We start from the raw sequence: 18,540 nt of genomic DNA on the forward strand, positions 1-18,540 counted from the left end.
TCGAATTAAAAGAGGAAATGTGACCACAGCCTGCAGTCACAGGGATACAGTGCCAACATTACCGCAACGCCTGCACTAACGGTAGCGTTTTATAGGGCTATTTTGATCCTGTCCGGCGAGCCAGGCGAGCTTTTCGCCAATCTTGCCCTCAAGACCTCTGTTGGTGGGATGATAATAACGCGTTTGTGCCATTTCCTGAGGAAAATATTCTTCGCCCGCGGCGTAGGCATTCGGCTCATCGTGGGCATAACGGTATTCCTGACCGTAGCCCATCTCCTTCATCAGCTTCGTCGGCGCATTGCGCAGATGGACAGGCACATCGTAGTCCGGACGTTCTCTGGCATCCGACATGGCCGCTTTGAAGGCGGTATAGACCGCATTACTTTTCGGCGCGCAGGCAAGATACACAATCGCCTGCGCAATGGCACGCTCGCCTTCTGCTGGACCAACGCGAGTAAAGCAGTCCCATGCGGAAATCGCGACCTGCATCGCACGCGGATCGGCATTGCCGACATCTTCTGAGGCGATAGCCAGGCAGCGGCGCGCAACATACAACGGATCGCCGCCCGCGGTGATGATACGCGCATACCAGTAGAGCGCCGCATCCGGCGCGCTGCCGCGCACCGACTTATGCAGCGCGGAAATCAAATCGTAAAAACGATCGCCCTTATTGTCGAAACGGGCGCTGCGCTCTCCGGCAATCTCGGTCAGCAATGCCGGAAGGAGAACGCGTTTACCGCTGTCGTCGACTTCCGCCATATCAGCCATCATTTCCAGCGTATTCAACGCCCGACGGGCATCACCGTTGACCAGTTCAGCAATCGCCCGACGCGTTTCATCCGGCAGCACGATATCCTGACCCCCGTAGCCACGGGATTTATCCTCCATCGCCTGAGTGAGAACCTGTTCGATGTCTCCGGTCGTCAACGATTTCAGCAGATAGACACGCGCACGGGAAAGCAATGCGGAATTCAACTCAAAAGACGGGTTTTCCGTTGTCGCGCCGATAAAGGTAATAGTGCCGTCTTCAATATGCGGCAAAAAGGCGTCCTGTTGGCTTTTGTTGAAGCGATGAACTTCGTCGACAAACAGGATTGTACGACGCCCGGCATTTCGATTTTGCCGCGCGCGTTCAATGGCTTCGCGGATCTCTTTGACGCCGGACGTAACGGCGGATATCCGCTCAACGTCAGCGTCGGCATAACGGGCAATCACTTCGGCAAGAGTGGTTTTCCCGGTCCCGGGCGGCCCCCACAGGATCATGGAATGCAGATGCCCGGCTTCAATAGCGCGGGGCAAGGGCTTGCCTGCGGCCAGCAGATGCTGCTGGCCGATATACTGCGCTAAATTTTCTGGCCGCATCCGCGCGGCCAGTGGCTGAAAAGTATTATCTGAAAAATCGAGCGACAGATTGCTCACTCATGCCTCTACTTACGTTGGTCGTCTACCGTTACGCCTTGCGGTGGGGTAAAGGTAAATTTCGATGCGTCGACCGCGCCGTTCTGCTGAGATTTCAGCTGGTAACTGCTGCGCTGGTCGTCCTGTTCCACGGCGCTGAACTGATGAATCGTCCCGTCACGTCCCACATTGATGGTGAACTGCTTCAGGTTTCCGTTGCTGGCTTTCGGCGTCAGCACAAAATCATCGCCATTTTGCTTGATATTATACTGCTGCCAGTCGCTGGACTGGTTGCGGGCAATGAGCATAAATGGCGTATTGCCGGTCGCGTCTTTCAGCCAGGTGGCGGTAGCCTGCTCAACGAACGGGTTGTAAAACCACAGGGTTTTACCGTCGGACACCAGAATACTTTCGTCAGGCTGCGTCATATGCCAGTTAAACAGATTGGGACGCTTTACCCACAGATCGCCCTGGCCTTCCTGAACGGCGGTGCCGCTGCCATCTGTCACTTTTTGCGTGAAGCTGGCATGGAAGCTGCTCACTTTATCCAGACGGCTTTTCAGATCGCTCGCGGCATCTGCCCAAACGCTACTGACAACGAACCCTGAAAGCAAAGCACAGGTGATGGCAATTTTTTTCATTGTTATTCCTCAAAATACGTCACTCCCGACCGGGAGTTCCTTCTGCTATCCATTCCAGGCCAAAATTCAGCGTGAGGAAAGAAGATTAAACTGAATTCGTGGTTATTGGCCGTATAGCCTCTTGCGACTTATCCGGCCAACAGAGTTACTCAAAGGGCGGCGGCGCCAGCACTTCACGGTTACCATTATGGCCCTGCTCGCTGACGATCCCCTGCGCCTCCATCTGTTCGATAATTCTCGCCGCACGGTTGTAACCGATACGGAACTGGCGCTGTACGCCTGAGATAGAAGCCTTGCGTTTTTCAGTCACAAAGTTGACCGCCTGATCGAATAACGGATCCAGCTCTTCGCCGCCGTCAAAGCCACCGCCGCCGCCTTCGCTTTCGCTGTCGGACGTAATACCGTCGACATATTGTGGACGACCGCGCGCTTTCCAGTCCTGGACCACGGCATGCACTTCCTGGTCACGAACAAAGGCGCCGTGAACGCGTACCGGCATGGTGGAGTTAGGCCCGGAATAAAGCATATCCCCCATTCCCAGTAAAGATTCGGCGCCGCCCTGATCGAGAATGGTGCGCGAATCAATTTTACTGGAAACCGTAAAGGCGATACGGGTCGGGATGTTGGCTTTGATCAGACCGGTAATCACGTCAACGGACGGACGCTGCGTCGCCAGCACCAGGTGAATCCCCGCCGCACGCGCTTTTTGCGCCAGGCGGGCAATCAGTTCTTCGACTTTCTTACCAACGGTCATCATCAGGTCGGCGAACTCATCGACCAGCACGACAATGTACGGCAGTTTTTCCAGTACCGGGTGCTGAGCGTCCATACTGTCGCCCGGCTTCCAGTATGGATCCGGAATCGGACGCCCCATCCGCGCCGCCTCAGCGATTTTCTCGTTGTAACCGGCCAGGTTACGCACGCCAAGCGCGGACATCAGTTTATAACGACGCTCCATCTCGTTCACGCTCCAGCGCAACGCATTGGCGGCGTCTTTCATATCGGTCACCACTTCCGTCAGCAGATGCGGGATTCCTTCATATACCGACAGTTCGAGCATTTTCGGGTCGATCATGATAAAGCGCACGTCTTCCGGCTGCGCTTTGTACAACATGCTCAGGATCATGGCGTTAACGCCAACGGATTTACCGGACCCGGTAGTCCCTGCTACCAGCAGATGCGGCATTTTCGCCAGATCGGCCACCACCGGATCGCCGGCAATGTCTTTACCCAACACCACGGTAAGCGGTGACGGATTTTCGCGGAATTTGGCGTTATCCAGAACCTCACGCAAATAAACGGTCTGACGTTTCTTGTTCGGCAGCTCCAGGCCCACATAGGGTTTGCCCGGAATCACTTCGACCACGCGCACCGCGACGGTCGAGAGCGAACGCGCCAGGTCGCGGGAGAGGTTAGAAATACGCGCGGCTTTAACACCCGGCGCCAGGTTCAACTCAAAACGCGTGATCACCGGGCCAGGTGAATAGTTCACCACATCCGCTTTAATACGGAAGTCAGCCAGGCGTGCTTCGACCAGACGCGCCATCTGTTCCAGCGCAAACGTGTCGACAGGTTCTACTTCGCTCGGCGGCGGCGTCAGCAGATCCAGCGACGGCAGCGGCGTAGTCGGTTTTTGCAACGGACGGCTGTCACCGTTACGCATCAACAACGGATGGATCAGGCTTTCCTGAGGTTGTTGCGCGACCGGCTGCTGCGGTTGCTGATAGTGCTGCTGCGGCGCGACCGGCTGCTGCGGTTGCTGAAAATGCTGCTGCGGCGCGACTGGCTGTTGCGGTTGCGCCGGTTCAGGCATTACGCCCGGCGTAAACAACGGTTCATGCGGCCCTTCATCCACCAGCGCTTTCATTGGCGAAAAGGCAAAATCGTCCAGAGAGAAAGGGTTCGCTCCGACAGGCTGTTCACCGGAATAACGCTGTTGCTGCGATGAAGCAAACTGACGGGCCAGCTCAGCTTCTGCCGCGGCATCATCATCTTCTGCCTGCTGTGAATCGTGCTGATACGTCTCGCCATAACGGCTCTGCTGCGACTGGGCGAACTGACGCGCCAGTTCGTCTTGCTGCATGGCGTCGATTTCGTCGTCGCTATAGTGCTCGTCATGCAGCTCCGCTTCGCGCGCCCTCTCTTCGGCCATACGCTGGGAAGGAAGCTTGATGCCATACGACGCCAGCTCACGACGCGTCGGGACACGCACACGATTTGGACGCGGCAACTGGGGACCAATACCTTCTTTCACCTGCGGACGCGGCGCACCGCCGTTCGCCAGGCTAAATACCGGCGCGGCGGCGGCGGATACGCCGGCAGCCTGGGTGGCGCCCTTAACCCCAGCGGCGACAGGCGCGACCGCCGCCGATTCAACTGGCGGAACAGCAGCAGAAACCGCGGGTTTTACCGGCTGAGGCTCTTTCACCGGTTCCGGTATCGGCTGATACCATGCGGCTAACTGCTCACGCTCGCGGGCGCGTTTTTCCTCAACTTCTTCAAAATAGTACAGCGGCGGACGCGCGGGTTTTTTCTCTTCAACCACGGGCTCAGGTTCGGCAGTCGGCTGCGTCGCTGTCACGGGTTGATGGGCGTAGTCCGACTCAGGTTGCTGAACCGGCGGCGGATACGCAACGGGTTGTACCGGCTCAGGCGGTTGCGTCAGCTCCGGCTCCTGCCACTGCGGTTGCGGCGCGGCAGGTTCAACGTAAGGGGCTGTAACCTGCTGTGGCGCGTAATACGACGGCTCAGGTTGTACAGGCTGCTGCTGCGGCGCGTAATGTGACGTTGTTTGCGAAGGAGATGGCGTCCGGGACGGATAGCCGTCCGGCGAAGGGGCAATCACCGGTTCGCCCGTCTGCGGGCCGGGAACAGGTTGCCATTCCACGGTCGGCGGGGTCGGGACAGGTTCCGCGCCTGGCACCTGCGGCGTTTGCATCACCGGATCAGCAGGCGCAGCCCAGGTCTGCGTCGCAGCGGTTGCCGCAGCGGCAGCGGCGACGGGTTCAGTGACGGAGTGACCGTTTAACAGGGGATCGAATTCGTCATAGTCCGGCTGGGTTGCCCGATGCCCCGAGAACAGAACATCGCCAGGATCCGCCGGTACGCCGCGAGCGCTCCAGGCAATGTCATCTTCGTCATCCATACGTTTACCGGAAAACAGCGCCGCATCGGTCTGACGACCATGAGGATTGATAAATTTCTCCGCCAGACGTTTACGTCGCGCCAGCGCGCCACGCAGGATGCGTGCGCGACGAGATTCACGCTGCACACCCTCGGCCTCGTCTTCGTACTCGTCTTCATCGTCATAGTCGTCTTCCACCCAGGTATCGTCACGACGGGTGCGATTGCTGGCGAAAGTCAGAATATTGAGCAGCCAGCCGCCGATTTTTTCAGCGATGGTAACCCAGGACCAGCCGGTAAAAAGCGTTAACCCTGCCGCCCAAATACACAGCAGCGCGATCGTGCCGCCGCTACTGTGCAGCAACGGTTGCAGAGTGGTGCTCAGCAGGCTGCCGATCACTCCGCCAGAAGCAAAATACCAGATATCATCGGCATTAATTGCAGCGAGGCCGCAGGAGGTCAGAATCAGCGCCAGAACGCCGATCAGTCGCAGCGAAACGGCAAAATAGTCGATATAGTCATCGGTGGCCTGGTGCCGCCAGGCAAACCAGCATCCGCCGACAATGATCACCGGGATGGTGTATGCCATGACCCCGAAGATAAAGAATAACGTGTCTGCCAGCCACGCGCCGGGGATCCCCCCCAGATTGTGGATAGGCTCATGCCAGGCCGTTTGCGACCAGCTGGGATCGGAAGGATTGAAGCTGAGTAAGGCGGCCATCAGCCAGACGGCAAAAAGCGCAATAAGGATGAGCAACGCCTCCAGAAGTCGGCGCCCGCTGCTTAACTTTGTCAATGTGACTTCTTTGTCTTCAGTGTATTCCTGGCTCAAAAAAGGCTCTCCAGGTTTCAGGCTTTTCCTGCCCGGTGCTAAAACGGACAACAGCACCGGGTTGCCCCGGCACTGTTGCTGTATGGATTAACAGGAGTGTAATCAAAATACGCCGATTTTGCACCTGTTCCGTATTAGCGTGTCTTAATAACCAGACGATTACTCTGTTTGACTTCTTCCATCACCACATAGGTACGCGTGTCATTTACGCCAGGCAGTCGCAGCAGGGTTTCACCCAGCAGCTTACGGTAGGCTGACATATCCGGTACACGCGTTTTCAACAAGTAGTCGAAATCACCTGAAACCAAATGACACTCTTGAATCTCTTCAAGTTTTTGTACAGCGGCGTTAAATTGTTCAAACACATCCGGCGCGCCACGATTCAGAGTAATCTCAACAAATACCAGAAGTGATGCATCCAGATAATGTGGGTTTAACAGTGCCGTATAGCCCTGAATGAAACCCTGTCTTTCCAGACGACGCACACGCTCAAGACACGGCGTCGGGGAAAGACCCACTCGTTTAGAAAGCTCGACGTTGGAAATACGCCCATCCTTTTGCAGCTCATTAAGAATGTTACGATCGATACGGTCGAGATCTTTGCCAGGGCGCTTCTTGCTATCTACCATTATTATTGTCTCTCTGTATTCCTTCCCTACTCCTGCCTGACTCTATAAACATCATGTTCAGAGTCGATGCCCATCACCACAGACCGAACCCAGAGGGATTAGCGGCGCGCAAGCCTGCGTCCGTGGTGAGAAGACCGTTGCCTGAAGGCAGCTATCGACATCACGAATGGCGTCTGTCCACGCCATGCGTAGATTTCGCTAGCCCGGTAAACATGGTATTTACATGCATGATTATGCAGCACACACATAACACTGTTTTTTCTTCCTCGAATGTTTTCGCAAAACAGCAGGGGATTGTCAAAGTAAAACATCGATTTTTAGTACAACATGCCAGTTATTCATTGCGAGTGGTGACAATTCGTCATTTTATCACCTTATAACTGACCACTTTTAAGTAGATTTGGTTATACCCTTGCGGCGAAACGGCGCACCGATTGTCCGTCCCTATTACACAAATTGTTAACAAAATCGCTGCACTCTTTTTTTACGCCGGTAAATTCCCTACAATCCTGCCCATTGCCTGCCAACAACTATGGGGATCTCATGGGCACGACCAAACACAGTAAACTGCTTATCCTGGGTTCCGGCCCGGCGGGATATACCGCTGCGGTCTACGCCGCGCGCGCAAACCTGCAGCCGGTGTTAATCACCGGCATGGAAAAAGGCGGTCAACTGACCACCACGACGGAAGTGGAGAACTGGCCGGGCGATCCTAACGATCTGACCGGGCCGCTGCTGATGGAACGCATGCATGAACATGCAACCAAATTCGACACCGAAATTATTTTCGATCACATCAATAAGGTGGATCTGCAAAATCGTCCTTTTCGTCTGACGGGCGACAGTGCGGAATACACCTGCGATGCGCTGATTATTGCGACCGGCGCGTCCGCGCGTTATCTCGGTCTGCCTTCTGAAGAGGCGTTCAAAGGCCGCGGTGTGTCCGCCTGCGCCACCTGTGACGGTTTTTTCTACCGCAACCAGAAAGTGGCGGTTATCGGTGGCGGCAATACTGCCGTTGAAGAGGCGCTGTATCTGGCAAACATCGCCGCCGAGGTACACCTGATTCACCGTCGCGACAGCTTCCGTGCGGAAAAAATCCTGATCAAGCGTCTGATGGATAAAGTGGAAAACGGCAATATCGTGCTGCATACCCACCGTACTCTGGAAGAGGTAACCGGCGATCAGATGGGCGTAACAGGGCTGCGTCTGCGCGACACGCAGAATGCCGACAACATTGAAACCCTGGACGTGGCGGGTCTGTTTGTCGCGATCGGCCATAGCCCGAACACGGCGATTTTCGAGGGGCAACTGGAACTTGAAAATGGTTACATTAAAGTGCAGTCCGGTATTCACGGCAACGCGACGCAGACCAGCGTCCCGGGTGTTTTCGCGGCAGGCGACGTAATGGATCACATTTATCGTCAGGCGATCACCTCGGCGGGTACTGGCTGTATGGCTGCGCTGGATGCCGAACGCTATCTCGACGGTTTAGCCGACGCGTGCAAATAAGTTTTACAAATCAGTAACAAAAGTAAATAAGGCGACTATAAGTCGCCTTTATTTTTGCCGCGTTGTAACATTGCCCTGCCGAAAAATACTGACAACTCACCTGCAAAGCGCGCAATGAATAAAACCCGTCAAAAAGAGCTAACTCGCTGGTTAAAACAGCAAAGCGTCATTTCCCAACGCTGGTTGATGATTTCCCGTCTGCTGGGATTCGTGAGCGGCGTGTTGATCGTCGCCCAGGCCTGGATCATGGCCCGCATTTTACATCACATGATCATGGAAAATATCCCCCGCGAGGCGCTTCTGATGCCTTTTGTTATCCTGGTTCTGGTGTTCGTGCTACGCGCGTGGGTCGTATGGCTACGGGAACGGGTCGGGTTCCACGCGGGACAACATATTCGCTTCGAGATCCGTCGTCAGGTGCTGGATCGTCTGCAACAGGCCGGTCCGGCATGGATCCAGGGAAAGCCTGCGGGCAGTTGGGCCACGCTGGTGCTGGAACAAATTGACGACATGCATGATTACTACGCCCGCTACCTGCCACAAATGGCACTGGCAGTGTGCGTACCGTTGCTGATTGTGGCGGCCATCTTCCCCTCTAACTGGGTTGCTGCGCTTATTCTTCTGGGAACCGCCCCACTGATTCCGCTGTTTATGGCGATGGTCGGCATGGGCGCAGCCGATGCGAACCGACGCAATTTTCTGGCGCTGGCGCGTCTGAGCGGCCATTTCCTCGATCGGCTACGCGGCATGGAAACCCTGCGTATTTTTGGACGCGGCGAAGCAGAAACAGACAGTATTCGCGCGGCGTCACAGGACTTTCGCCAGCGCACCATGGAGGTGCTCCGTCTGGCCTTCTTATCTTCCGGCGTACTGGAATTCTTTACCTCGCTCTCAATTGCGCTGGTCGCGGTTTACTTTGGCTTCTCTTACCTGGGCGAGCTGGACTTCGGGCACTACGGCGCGGGCGTGACGCTGACGGCGGGTTTCCTCGCGCTGATTCTTGCCCCCGAGTTTTTCCAGCCGCTGCGCGACCTCGGTACGTTTTACCATGCCAAAGCGCAGGCGGTCGGCGCGGCTGACAGCCTGAAAACGTTTATGGAAACACCCCTTGCTCATCCGGAACGTGGCGAGGTTGAGCTTTCCACGAAAGAGCCCGTTTCAATTACCGCCGAAAATCTCATCATTACCTCCCCGGAAGGCAAACCGCTGGCAGGACCGCTGAACTTTAGCCTCGTTCCCGGGCAGCGCGCAGTGCTGGTGGGGCGCAGCGGTTCTGGCAAAAGTTCGCTGCTGAATGCGCTGTCGGGATTCCTGCCGTATCAAGGATCGCTACGCGTCAATGGCGTAGAGCTGCGTGATTTGGCCCCGGAATCCTGGCGCCGGCAGATCTCCTGGGTGGGACAAAATCCCCAACTGCCTGCCGCTACTCTGCGTGAAAACGTGCTTCTGGCGCGCCCGGCGGCCAGCGAGCAGGAGCTGCGCGCCGCGCTCGACAGCGCGTGGGTAAGTGAGTTCCTGCCGCTGCTGCCGCAGGGAATCGACACGCCGGTGGGCGATCAGGCTGGTCGTTTGTCCGTCGGCCAGGCACAACGTGTGGCCGTGGCTCGCGCCCTGCTCAACCCGTGTCAATTGCTGCTGCTCGACGAACCGGCCGCCAGTCTGGATGCGCACAGTGAACAGCGGGTCATGCAGGCGCTGAAAGAGGCGTCCAAACGCCAGACAACGCTGATGGTTACCCATCAGCTTGAAGATCTTGCCGACTGGGACACCATACTGGTGATGCAGGACGGACAGATTGTCGAACAGGGTTCCTGGGCCGAGCGCAGCGCAGCGCAGGGCGCGTTTGCGACACTGTTAGCCCATCGTCAGGAGGAGATTTAAATGCGCGCGTTGCTGCCTTATCTGACGCTGTATAAACGTCACAAATGGATGTTAACGCTGGGGATTTCCCTTGCCATCCTCACGCTGCTCGCCAGCATTGGCCTGTTGACGCTCTCCGGCTGGTTCCTCTCCGCCTCCGCGCTGGCGGGCTTTGCCGGTATTTACAGCTTTAACTACATGTTGCCTGCGGCGGGCGTTCGCGGTGCGGCGATTACCCGTACCGCCGGGCGCTATTTCGAGCGTCTGGTCAGCCACGACGCCACCTTCCGCGTATTGCAGCATCTGCGTATTTACACGTTTAGCAAGCTGCTTCCTCTCTCCCCTGCCGGGCTGGCGCGTTATCGTCAGGGCGAACTGTTGAACCGGGTGGTGGCGGATGTGGATACGCTGGATCACCTATACCTGCGGGTTATTTCGCCGCTGGTGGGCGCGTTCGTGGTAATCATGGTGGTCACGCTCGGCCTGAGCGTACTGGATTTTACCCTCGCCTTCACCCTTGGCGGCATTATGCTGCTGACGCTGTTTATCATGCCGCCCGCTTTTTATCGCGCGGGTAAAGCGACCGGACATCATCTCACGCATCTGCGCGGTCAGTATCGCCAGCAACTCACCGCGTGGTTACAGGGTCAGGCCGAGCTAACCCTTTTCGGCGCAAGCGAACGTTATCGCGCGCAGATGGAAGCCACGGAATTGCAGTGGCACGAAGCGCAGCGTCGCCAGTCAGAGCTGACGGCGCTTTCTCAGGCGCTAATGTTGCTGATTGGCGCGCTGGCTATCCTGCTGATGCTGTGGATGGCCTCCGGCGGCGTAGGCGGAAATGCGCAACCTGGCGCGCTGATCGCCCTGTTTGTCTTCTGTGCGCTGGCGGCCTTTGAAGCCTTAGCGCCCGTGACCGGTGCTTTTCAGCATCTGGGGCAGGTGATCGCTTCCGCATTGCGCATTACCGAGCTGACGGAGCAAAAGCCGGAAGTGACCTTCCCGGCAAGTGACTTTAGCGTCCCCGCGCGGGTGGCGTTGACCCTGCGTGATGTGTCATTCCGCTACCCGGAGCAGGCGCAAAACGCGCTGGATTCCTTGTCTCTTACGGTCAAACCCGGCGAGTATATCGCCATTCTGGGCCGTACCGGATGCGGTAAATCCACATTGCTGCAACTGCTGACCCGCGCCTGGGATCCGCAACAGGGCGAGATTTTGATTAACGATCTCCCCCTTTCTGCGTTCAGTGAAGCGACGCTCCGCAAAACCATGAGCGTCGTGCCGCAGCGCGTACATCTGTTTAGCGCCACCCTGCGCGACAATCTGCTGCTGGCGGCGCCTGATGCCAGCGATGACTCGCTTGCAGATACGCTGCGTCGCGTGGGTCTGGAAAAACTGCTTGAGGATGCTGGCCTTAACAGTTGGTTAGGAGAAGGCGGTCGCCAGTTGTCCGGCGGCGAACTTCGCCGTCTCGCCATCGCCAGAGCGCTGCTGCATGACGCGCCGTTAATGCTGCTGGATGAACCAACCGAAGGGCTGGATGCGACCACCGAAAGCCAGATGCTGGAATTACTGGCTGAAGTAATGCGTGAAAAAACGGTGCTGATGGTGACCCATCGCCTGCGCGGGCTGGCGCGATGCGATCGGATAATAGTCATGGACAATGGGCAAATTATTGAGCAAGGTAATCACGCAGATCTGTTAGCCATGCAGGGTCGTTATTACCAGTTCAAGCAAGGTCTGTAAGCTATTATTTAACGATCTTATGCGTAGTGGAGTTCTGCTGTCATGCGGCTGGTTCAGCTATCTCGTCACTCAATAGCCTTCCCTTCGCCGGAAGGCGCTCTACGTGAGCCAAACGGTCTGCTGGCGCTTGGCGGCGATCTCAGCCCGGCACGTCTGCTGATGGCCTACCAGCGCGGTATTTTTCCGTGGTTTTCTCCGGGCGACCCGATCCTGTGGTGGTCCCCCGATCCGCGCGCGGTGCTTTGGCCGGAAACGTTTCATCTCAGCCGCAGCATGAAACGCTTTCATAAACGCTCACCTTATCGTGTTACGCTGAACTATGCCTTTGGTCAGGTGATCGAAGGCTGCGCGAACGATCGTGACGAAGGCACCTGGATCACGCCAGCCGTTGTCGAAGCGTATCAGCGCCTGCATGAATTAGGACACGCCCACTCCGTTGAGGTCTGGCGCGACGATGAGCTTGTCGGCGGCATGTACGGCGTTTCGCAAGGGGCGTTATTTTGCGGCGAGTCAATGTTCAGCCGCCGGGAAAACGCGTCGAAAACCGCGCTGCTGGTATTCTGCGCAGAATTTATCCGGGAAGGCGGCAAACTGCTCGACTGCCAGGTGCTGAACGATCACACCCAATCGCTGGGCGCCGTTGAAATCCCGCGCAGAACATATTTGCATCATCTCGACACCTTACGTCAGTTACGTTTACCCAGCCATTTCTGGGTGCCGCGGACGTTATTTTTGCCTCAGACGTGAATGTTTTCGGCACATTTTTTATCAGGGTGTTATAATTGCCGCGCAGAGAAGGTTTAGCCCATTACCCCGCTGCCGTTAAGGATCCATTCGCGTCAGGTAACGCCCATCGTTTATCTCATCGCTCCCTTATACGTTGCGCTTCACGTGCGACTTTGTCGTGTGTTTCAGAAGCAATCCGGAGTAATGCGCCAAATCTCGTTTGCAGCGTTTTAAACGTACAAATCTTTACTTATTTAAAGAACTTCGGCATTATCTTGCCGGTTCAAATTACGGTAGTGATACCCCAGAGGATTAGATGGCCAAAGAAGACAATATTGAAATGCAGGGTACCGTTCTCGAAACGTTACCTAACACCATGTTCCGCGTAGAGTTAGAAAACGGTCACGTGGTTACTGCACACATCTCCGGTAAAATGCGTAAAAACTACATCCGCATCCTGACGGGCGACAAAGTGACTGTTGAGCTGACCCCGTACGACCTGAGCAAAGGCCGCATTGTCTTCCGTAGTCGCTGATTGTTTTCACGCCTCAATGGCGTACAGATGAGAAAAGGTCGGTTTATCCGGCCTTTTTTGTCTACGCTGATTTTCATTCTTCCGTCATCTGCGCATATTCATCTGTTAAGAAATCCACCAGTGCCCGAACGGACGGCAGCAGGCCACGCCGCGACGGGAAAACGGCGTGAATCACTTCCCTTCTCGGTTCCCACCCTTCCAGTAAAGGAATAAGCTCTCCGGCAGAAAGCTGTTCTTTTACCATCAGCATGGGCAGTTGCACGGCGCCGACGCCAGCTACCGCCGCTTCGCGTAGTGCCAGCATGTCAGTGGTAATTAAGCGTGGCGTAAAATGAACCTCCGCCCTGGCGCCTTGTGGGCCATAGAGTTCCCAACGATGAATATGTTTTCCAGCAGAAAGACTCAGTCCTGGCCAGCGCGTTAATTCAGCCGGAGAGACAGGGACGCCCATCCTCGCCGTCAGCGCTGGACTGGCAAAGATGCGATGCGCCCGATCGGCCAGCACCCGCATCACCAGATCGCTGTCCTCAAACGGTCGCGGCCGCACACGGATCGCAACATCCACGCCTTCAGCAACCAAATCGACGCGTCGGTTGGTCGCTTCCAGTTGCAGCGTCACCTCGGGGTAGCGGGCCATAAACTTTGCCAGCATGGGGCCTACATGGACATGCAACAGCGTAACCGGACAGGTCAGCCTGACCACTCCGCGTGGTTCCACCTGCAATGCGGCGATGGCGTCCTGCGCCGCCTGCGCTTCTATCAGCATCGCTTTGCAATGCTCATAAAACGTCTGTCCGACTTCGGTGACATTAAACTGCCGTGTCGTTCGTTGAATAAGCCGCACCCCCAGTTGCTCTTCCAGTTGCGCAATCCGGCGACTGAGTTTGGACTTCGGTTCATCCAGTACACGCCCCGCGGCGGCAAATCCGCCCTGCTCGACCACATGCACAAACCACGCAAAATCATTGAGATCCGGCTTCATTCTTATTGTCTCATTTATAGAACGATGAAGGCCATTTTAGCGACTACTCTGCTCGTTGTCTTAAATATAAGCTTATTGACATCAAGACAACGCCAATGAGGAGATTACGATGAAACAGGTGACAGGCGTCTATACCGCGCCTCGCCCGCACTGGGTTGGCAATGGATTTCCGGTTCGCTCGCTGTTTTCTTACCAAAGTCATGCGCAGCAGTTAAGCCCGTTCCTGCTGCTGGATTACGCCGGTCCGCACACTTTTACGCCCGGTACTGAAAAACGTGGCGTGGGCGAGCATCCCCACCGGGGGTTCGAAACCGTCACTGTCGTCTACAACGGCGAAGTTGAGCACCGGGACTCTACCGGACGCGGCGGCATTATCGGTCCCGGCGATGTACAGTGGATGACAGCCGGCGCGGGTATCCTGCATGAAGAGTATCACTCAGATGCCTTTACCCGTAAAGGCGGTGAACTGGAGATGATCCAGCTATGGGTGAATCTTCCTGCCAAAGACAAAATGGCGGCGCCGGGCTACCAGAGCATCACCCGTGAACAGATTCCCGTCGCCGGATTACCCGATGACGCCGGTACGTTACGGGTGATTGCCGGCGAATACCGGCAATTTACAGGGCCTGCGCATACGTTTTCACCCCTCAACGTGTGGGATATGCGACTTAAGCAGGCGCATCCGGTCACGCTGACGCAGCCGGATGGCTGGAGTACTGCGCTGGTCGTTCTGAAAGGCACGATCACGGTGAATGGCACGACCACAGTCGGTGAAGCGCAGCTGGTGGTGCTCAGTCAGACAGGCGAAACGCTGCACCTGGAAGCCAACAGCGATGCCAGCGTCCTTCTGCTGTCAGGAGAGCCGTTAAATGAGCCGATCGTCGGTTACGGTCCCTTTGTAATGAACACTAAACAGGAAATCGCGCAAGCCGTTCGCGATTTTAACACTGGCCACTTCGGCCAAATCTGAATTGAAGGAGAAGATGATGTCCAGTCCAGCAAATTTTAATGGCGCACGCCCGGTTATTGATGTGAACGATGCGGTTATGTTGTTAATCGATCACCAAAGTGGCCTGTTTCAGACGGTCGGTGATATGCCCATGCCGGAACTGCGCGCCCGCGCGGCGGCGTTAGCGAAAATGGCGACTCTCGCGAAGATGCCGGTGATCACCACGGCCTCTGTTCCGCAGGGGCCGAACGGGCCGCTGATCCCGGAAATTCACGCTAACGCGCCGCACGCCAGGTATGTCGCGCGTAAAGGGGAAATTAATGCCTGGGATAACGCCGGGTTCGTCGATGCTGTCAAAGCGACGGGTCGGAAAACGCTGATTATCGCAGGCACCATTACCAGCGTTTGCATGGCATTTCCGGCTATCAGCGCCGTAGCCGAAGGTTATAAAGTGTTTGCGGTGATCGATGCCTCCGGAACCTACAGCAAAATGGCCCAGGAGATCACCCTTGCCCGTGTCGTCCAGGCGGGCGTTGTGCCAATGGACACGGCGGCAGTGGCATCTGAGCTTCAGGGGACCTGGAACCGTGAGGATGCGGCGGAATGGGCTGAAGTGTATACCCATGTCTTCCCGGCGTATCAACTGTTGATTGAAAGTTACGGCAAGGCGCAGGATGTGGTGAAGCATAACGAAACGCTGGATTCTCAGCGTTAAAAGTCAGCCCCGGCGCCTGCCGTCGGGGCTACTGCTCACTGTGTAACCAAATAAGATGTTAAGCGTAAATACTGCTTGACCCTTTTCGCGCAACTCCCTATAGTAGCGCCCCGTTGCCCCCCAAGCGGTCAGGCAGCAATACAATATGGTGAGGTGTCCGAGTGGCTGAAGGAGCACGCCTGGAAAGTGTGTATACGGCAACGTATCGGGGGTTCGAATCCCCCCCTCACCGCCATATTTAAGAAAGAGCGCGTACGAAAGTACGGGCTTTTTTTTTGCCTATTGCACACTCCGGGGGGATGAGAACCCCCGACCGGGGTCGACAACGGGCGAAGCCCGTTGGACAGACCGGACGCGCAGCGAACGGGCTGCCCGCAGGGCGAGCGAAGCGAGTCAATCCCCCCCTCACCGCCATATTTAAGAAAGAGCGCGTACGAAAGTACGGGCTTTTTTTTCGCCTATTGCACACTCCGGGGGATGAGAACCCCCGACCGGGGTCGACAACGGGCGAAGCCCGTTGGACAGACCGGACGCGCAGCGAACGGGCATAAAAAAACCGGGCTTTTTTCACGCCCGGTTTATTCATTATGCAAAAGAGATTAATGCGCTGCTTCCGGCTTGTGCTTCTGCGCACTCTGGAAGCCGTAGGTTAGCTCATTTTTCTCTTTATCCAGTTCGACGGTCACCTGGCCGCCATCCACCAGCGAGCCAAACAGCAGCTCGTTAGCCAGCGGTTTTTTCAGGTTGTCCTGAATCACGCGCGCCATTGGACGTGCGCCCATCGCCCGGTCGTAGCCCTTCTCAGCCAACCAGTTACGCGCGTCCTGACTCACTTCCAGAGAAACGCCTTTCTGATCCAGCTGAACCTGCAACTCGACAATGAACTTATCGACCACCTGATGGATCACCTCGGTAGAGAGGTGCTCGAACCAGATAATATTGTCGAGACGGTTACGGAACTCCGGCGTAAACACCTTCTTGATTTCACTCATCGCGTCGGTGCTGTTGTCCTGATGAATCAGGCCAATCGATTTACGCTCGGTTTCCCGCACGCCAGCGTTGGTGGTCATCACCAGCACCACGTTGCGAAAATCCGCTTTACGCCCGTTGTTGTCCGTTAACGTGCCGTTGTCCATCACCTGTAACAACAGGTTAAAGACGTCCGGGTGCGCTTTCTCGATCTCATCGAGCAGTAGCACCGCATGAGGATGCTTGATCACCGCATCCGTCAGCAGACCGCCCTGATCAAAGCCAACGTATCCCGGAGGCGCGCCAATCAGACGGCTAACGGTGTGGCGCTCCATATACTCGGACATATCAAAGCGCAGCAGTTCAATCCCCAGCGCTTTAGAGAGCTGCACCGTCACCTCGGTTTTCCCCACCCCGGTCGGACCGGCGAACAGGAAGGAACCGACCGGCTTATGCTCGTGTCCCAGACCCGCGCGGCTCATCTTGATGGCTTCGGTCAGCGCCTCAATGGCGTTGTCCTGACCAAAGACCAGCATTTTCAGGCGATCGCCAAGATTTTTCAGCGTATCGCGATCGCTCTGCGAAACGCTTTTCTCCGGAATACGCGCAATGCGCGCCACCACCGATTCGATATCCGCCACGTTGACGGTTTTCTTACGCTTGCTGACGGGCATCAGTCGCGCACGCGCGCCGGCTTCATCAATAACGTCAATCGCCTTATCCGGCAGATGACGGTCGTTGATGTATTTCACCGCCAGCTCCACCGCTGCGCGTACCGCTTTCGCGGTGTAGCGAACGTCGTGGTGTGCTTCGTACTTCGGCTTCAGGCCATTGATGATCTGTACCGTTTCGTCCACAGACGGCTCAGTAATATCGATTTTCTGGAAGCGACGCGCCAGGGCGCGGTCTTTCTCGAAAATATTGCTGAACTCCTGATAGGTGGTCGAGCCAATCACGCGGATTTTGCCGCTGGACAGCAGCGGTTTGATCAGGTTTGCCGCATCCACCTGGCCACCCGATGCCGCGCCGGCGCCGATTATGGTGTGGATCTCATCGATAAACAGGATGCTGTTGGTGTCCTGTTCTAACTGCTTAAGAAGCGCTTTAAAGCGTTTTTCAAAGTCGCCGCGGTATTTGGTGCCCGCCAGCAACGAACCGATATCCAGCGAGTAGAGAGTGCAATCAGCCATCACTTCCGGCACGTCGCCCTGGACGATACGCCAGGCGAGTCCTTCGGCAATGGCTGTTTTACCGACGCCAGACTCCCCCACCAGCAGCGGGTTGTTTTTACGACGGCGGCACAGCACCTGAATGGCGCGCTCAAGCTCTTTTTCACGGCCAATCAGCGGATCGATACCGCCAACGCGTGCAAGCTGGTTAAGGTTAGTGGTGAAGTTCTCCATACGTTCCTCCCCGCCAGCTTGTTCATCACTATTCGGCTGATTACCGGGGTCAGAAGTCTGACCCGGTTCATCTTTACGCGTACCGTGAGAAATAAAGTTGACCACATCGAGACGGCTCACCTCGTGCTTGCGCAGCAGATAGGCCGCCTGAGACTCCTGTTCACTAAAGATGGCAACCAGTACATTGGCGCCAGTCACTTCGCTGCGTCCGGAAGACTGTACGTGGAAAACCGCGCGCTGCAACACGCGCTGAAAACTCAACGTCGGCTGCGTATCGCGTTCTTCTTCACTGGCAGGCAGAACGGGTGTGGTTTGTTCAATGAAGGCTTCGAGTTCCTGACGGAGCGCCACAAGGTCCACGGAACACGCTTCCAGCGCTTCGCGGGCCGAGGGGTTACTGAGCAGCGCCAGTAACAAGTGCTCGACGGTCATAAACTCATGACGGTGCTCGCGCGCTCTGGCGAAAGCCATGTTTAAACTGAGTTCCAGTTCTTGATTGAGCATAGGCACCTCCCCCAATTTT

The 18,540-nt window shown here is 56.3% G+C and carries 13 protein-coding genes, 1 tRNA gene and 1 pseudogene; 9 read left to right on the forward strand and 6 right to left on the reverse strand.

Features of this window, described 5'->3' with window-relative positions; translation table 11 throughout:
* Positions 1-75: 75 nt before the first annotated feature.
* From rarA to lrp, 4 genes are all read right to left on the reverse strand, one after another.
* Positions 76-1,419 (reverse strand): replication-associated recombination protein RarA, encoded by a 1,344-nt coding sequence (gene rarA, locus HVX72_RS13635; protein WP_060569521.1) that lies wholly within the window; start codon positions 1,417-1,419, stop codon positions 76-78.
* Between the two features lie 8 nt (positions 1,420-1,427).
* Positions 1,428-2,039 carry an outer membrane lipoprotein chaperone LolA gene (lolA, locus tag HVX72_RS13640; RefSeq protein WP_042288173.1) on the reverse strand — a complete coding sequence of 204 codons (612 nt, stop codon included), beginning with the start codon at positions 2,037-2,039 and terminating at the stop codon, positions 1,428-1,430.
* A gap of 145 nt (positions 2,040-2,184) precedes the next feature.
* Positions 2,185-5,994: a DNA translocase FtsK gene (gene ftsK, locus HVX72_RS13645; protein ID WP_181821599.1), complete on the reverse strand. Its 3,810-nt coding sequence runs from the start codon at positions 5,992-5,994 to the stop codon at positions 2,185-2,187.
* 134 nt (positions 5,995-6,128) lie between these two features.
* Complete coding sequence (lrp, locus tag HVX72_RS13650) at positions 6,129-6,623, reverse strand: leucine-responsive transcriptional regulator Lrp (protein WP_000228469.1); 495 nt, start codon at positions 6,621-6,623, stop codon at positions 6,129-6,131.
* A 543-nt stretch (positions 6,624-7,166) separates the two neighbouring features.
* Here lrp and trxB point away from each other — a divergent pair.
* The 6 genes and pseudogenes from trxB (at position 7,167) to infA (ending at position 12,999) form a co-directional block, all read left to right on the forward strand.
* The gene (gene trxB, locus HVX72_RS13655; protein WP_042288179.1) at positions 7,167-8,135 is read left to right on the forward strand and encodes a thioredoxin-disulfide reductase; all 969 of its coding nucleotides are present in this window, start codon (positions 7,167-7,169) and stop codon (positions 8,133-8,135) included.
* Positions 8,136-8,249: 114 nt separating this feature from the next.
* Complete coding sequence (gene cydD / locus HVX72_RS13660) at positions 8,250-10,016, forward strand: cysteine/glutathione ABC transporter permease/ATP-binding protein CydD (RefSeq protein WP_181821600.1); 1,767 nt, start codon at positions 8,250-8,252, stop codon at positions 10,014-10,016.
* Complete coding sequence (gene cydC / locus HVX72_RS13665; RefSeq protein WP_181821601.1) at positions 10,017-11,738, forward strand: cysteine/glutathione ABC transporter ATP-binding protein/permease CydC; 1,722 nt, start codon at positions 10,017-10,019, stop codon at positions 11,736-11,738.
* Between the two features lie 42 nt (positions 11,739-11,780).
* Positions 11,781-12,485 carry a leucyl/phenylalanyl-tRNA--protein transferase gene (gene aat / locus HVX72_RS13670; RefSeq protein WP_042288185.1) on the forward strand — a complete coding sequence of 235 codons (705 nt, stop codon included), beginning with the start codon at positions 11,781-11,783 and terminating at the stop codon, positions 12,483-12,485.
* Positions 12,486-12,853 (forward strand): annotated as a pseudogene (locus HVX72_RS13675) (hypothetical protein).
* Positions 12,781-12,999, forward strand: coding sequence for a translation initiation factor IF-1 (gene infA / locus HVX72_RS13680; protein WP_001040187.1), 219 nt, complete (start codon positions 12,781-12,783; stop codon positions 12,997-12,999). The pseudogene HVX72_RS13675 and the gene infA overlap by 73 nt, the downstream one beginning before the upstream one ends.
* A 73-nt stretch (positions 13,000-13,072) precedes the next feature.
* On the opposite strand, the gene HVX72_RS13685 is transcribed toward infA, so the two are convergent.
* Positions 13,073-13,981, reverse strand: coding sequence for a LysR family transcriptional regulator (locus HVX72_RS13685; protein ID WP_181821603.1), 909 nt, complete (start codon positions 13,979-13,981; stop codon positions 13,073-13,075).
* 109 nt (positions 13,982-14,090) lie between these two features.
* Here HVX72_RS13685 and HVX72_RS13690 point away from each other — a divergent pair, with 109 nt between their 5' ends.
* The 3 genes from HVX72_RS13690 (at position 14,091) to HVX72_RS13700 (ending at position 15,880) form a co-directional block, all read left to right on the forward strand.
* The gene (locus HVX72_RS13690) at positions 14,091-14,951 is read left to right on the forward strand and encodes a pirin family protein (protein ID WP_181821605.1); all 861 of its coding nucleotides are present in this window, start codon (positions 14,091-14,093) and stop codon (positions 14,949-14,951) included.
* Between the two features lie 16 nt (positions 14,952-14,967).
* Positions 14,968-15,645, forward strand: coding sequence for an isochorismatase family protein (locus tag HVX72_RS13695; protein WP_181823281.1), 678 nt, complete (start codon positions 14,968-14,970; stop codon positions 15,643-15,645).
* 147 nt (positions 15,646-15,792) lie between these two features.
* A tRNA-Ser gene (locus HVX72_RS13700) sits at positions 15,793-15,880 on the forward strand.
* 364 nt (positions 15,881-16,244) lie between these two features.
* On the opposite strand, the gene clpA is transcribed toward HVX72_RS13700, so the two are convergent.
* Complete coding sequence (gene clpA, locus HVX72_RS13705; RefSeq protein ID WP_181821607.1) at positions 16,245-18,521, reverse strand: ATP-dependent Clp protease ATP-binding subunit ClpA; 2,277 nt, start codon at positions 18,519-18,521, stop codon at positions 16,245-16,247.
* Positions 18,522-18,540 lie beyond the last annotated feature (19 nt).

Origin of the sequence: Citrobacter sp. RHB21-C05 (assembly GCF_013889015.1) — a bacterium.
In the GTDB taxonomy this organism is placed as follows: Bacteria; Pseudomonadota; Gammaproteobacteria; order Enterobacterales; family Enterobacteriaceae; genus Citrobacter_A; species Citrobacter_A sedlakii.

What these genes read in the sequence shown, in the direction of transcription:
- lolA (WP_042288173.1), bottom strand. Translation starts at nt 2,039, where the DNA reads ATGAAAAAAATTGCCATCACCTGTGCTTTGCTTTCAGGGTTCGTTGTC.
- lrp (WP_000228469.1), bottom strand. Translation starts at nt 6,623, where the DNA reads ATGGTAGATAGCAAGAAGCGCCCTGGCAAAGATCTCGACCGTATCGAT.
- trxB (WP_042288179.1), top strand. Translation starts at nt 7,167, where the DNA reads ATGGGCACGACCAAACACAGTAAACTGCTTATCCTGGGTTCCGGCCCG.
- cydD (WP_181821600.1), top strand. Translation starts at nt 8,250, where the DNA reads ATGAATAAAACCCGTCAAAAAGAGCTAACTCGCTGGTTAAAACAGCAA.
- cydC (WP_181821601.1), top strand. Translation starts at nt 10,017, where the DNA reads ATGCGCGCGTTGCTGCCTTATCTGACGCTGTATAAACGTCACAAATGG.
- aat (WP_042288185.1), top strand. Translation starts at nt 11,781, where the DNA reads ATGCGGCTGGTTCAGCTATCTCGTCACTCAATAGCCTTCCCTTCGCCG.
- infA (WP_001040187.1), top strand. Translation starts at nt 12,781, where the DNA reads ATGGCCAAAGAAGACAATATTGAAATGCAGGGTACCGTTCTCGAAACG.
- HVX72_RS13685 (WP_181821603.1), bottom strand. Translation starts at nt 13,981, where the DNA reads ATGAAGCCGGATCTCAATGATTTTGCGTGGTTTGTGCATGTGGTCGAG.
- HVX72_RS13690 (WP_181821605.1), top strand. Translation starts at nt 14,091, where the DNA reads ATGAAACAGGTGACAGGCGTCTATACCGCGCCTCGCCCGCACTGGGTT.
- HVX72_RS13695 (WP_181823281.1), top strand. Translation starts at nt 14,968, where the DNA reads ATGTCCAGTCCAGCAAATTTTAATGGCGCACGCCCGGTTATTGATGTG.
- clpA (WP_181821607.1), bottom strand. Translation starts at nt 18,521, where the DNA reads ATGCTCAATCAAGAACTGGAACTCAGTTTAAACATGGCTTTCGCCAGA.